The 1,578-nt window shown below is 59.9% G+C and carries 1 protein-coding gene; it reads left to right on the forward strand.

Features of this window, described 5'->3' with window-relative positions; translation table 11 throughout:
* Nucleotides 1-442: 442 nt before the first annotated feature.
* Nucleotides 443-1,374, forward strand: a protein-coding gene (locus K8U03_13060; GenBank protein MCE9605818.1) for an IS630 family transposase whose coding sequence is annotated in 2 segments (ribosomal slippage) — nucleotides 443-766 and nucleotides 769-1,374 — 930 coding nt in all. Because the reading frame shifts where the segments join, the coding sequence is not laid out codon by codon here.
* The last annotated feature ends 204 nt before the right edge of the window (nucleotides 1,375-1,578 follow it).

Below are 1,578 nucleotides of genomic sequence, written 5' to 3' on the forward strand. Positions count from 1 at the left end.
CGCGCGATCGAGTTTGGTGCGGGCGATTCCGCCCGACTCGGCTTGGCACGCGTGTTCGCGCAAACCGATCGCGAAGCGGCGGCACTCAAGCAGCTTGATCTTTGCGAAGATCAGACAAACCAGGACGTTCTCGAACTTCGCGCCGAAATCGACGAATGATTGCAACGGTCGGACATGCCGTTTAAGCGAAAACTAAACAGGCCGATAGGCACGTCGGCTTAGGACGTCGGTCGAGAACGGAATGAATAGAATCCGTACGGTCGCATAGTTCTCCGAAGCCTTTTGTGGACTTCCAAGATGCTTCGGATTGTCGCACCTAAGGAGGCAACTGCCGTTCCGTTGAAGCAACGGCAATTCGCTTAAGTGCGGTACCTAGAGCGCATCTCAATTTAACCTAGCGCCATCGTCGTCGTCTGGGTAGGCTGGCGAATCGTAAGGAGGAATTGCGATGGCCTACTCGAAGGAACTACGTCGGGAAGTGTTGGCGGCTTGCGATGCCCGGGTCGGAACGCGGGTGGTAGCGTTGCGGTTTAAGGTCAGCGAGTCTTGGGTTCGTCGTGTGAAGCAAGAGCGTCGCGAACAAGGAAAACTCGGCCCTTGCACGAAGCGTCGTCGGACGCCGAAGTGGGCGGCCGAAGCGGAGCGGATTCAGGCCGTCATCGCCCGACAACCCGATCTGACGCTCGCTGAGTTGCAGACGGAACTATCGACGGAGTTGAGCCGCATGACGCTCTGTCGGGCGTTGCGGCAGTTGCGGCTGACGCTCAAAAAAAAGTCCTGAGGGCGACGGAGCAGCAACGACCGGACGTCGCGGATCGTCGTGCGCAGTGGCGTCTTCGCCAAGCAGGCTTCGCTCCGGAGAAGTTGGTGTTTATCGACGAGACGTGGGTCAAAACGAACATGACCCGGCCCCGCGGTCGATCTCCCTGCGGCACGCGACTGGTCTGCGACGTGCCTTACGGTCACTGGAAGACGACGACGTTCTTGGCGGCCTTGCGAACCAGGGGCCTGACCGCTCCGTTGGTCGTCGACGGAGCGATCAACGGCGACCTGTTCCGCGGCTACGTCGAGCAGCATCTCGTGCCGACGCTCGCCGCGGGCGACGTCGTTGTGATGGACAACCTCAACTCGCACAAAGTTGCCGGCGTGCAAGCGGCAATCGAACGCGTCGGGGCCGAGGTACTCTACTTGCCGCCGTACAGTCCCGACCTCAACCCGATCGAACAGGTCTTCGCCAAGTTCAAGTGGCTCATTCGCAGCGCCGCCGAGCGAACCGTCGCCGGACTGTGGAAACGCTGCGGCGAACTCCTCGAACGCTTCTCCGAAGACGAGTGCCGAAACTACTTTCGACACTGCGGATACCGCTATGTTTAAACGTGATGCGCTCTAGCCGCACCGACGATGGCTATTCTATAGCGGAGCTTACGTGCCGCAGCGCTTTGCCGGCTAAGGCGCCAGTCGGCGTCCCTTCGAAAACGGCCGGCACGCCGTTGACGAACACGTACCGCACGCCTTGCGAGTATTCGTACGGCTTGTCGTACGTGGCGCGATCCATGATCGTATTAGGGTCGAAGACCA

This window comes from Planctomycetia bacterium (assembly GCA_021413845.1).
Classification (GTDB): Bacteria; Planctomycetota; Planctomycetia; order Pirellulales; family PNKZ01; genus PNKZ01.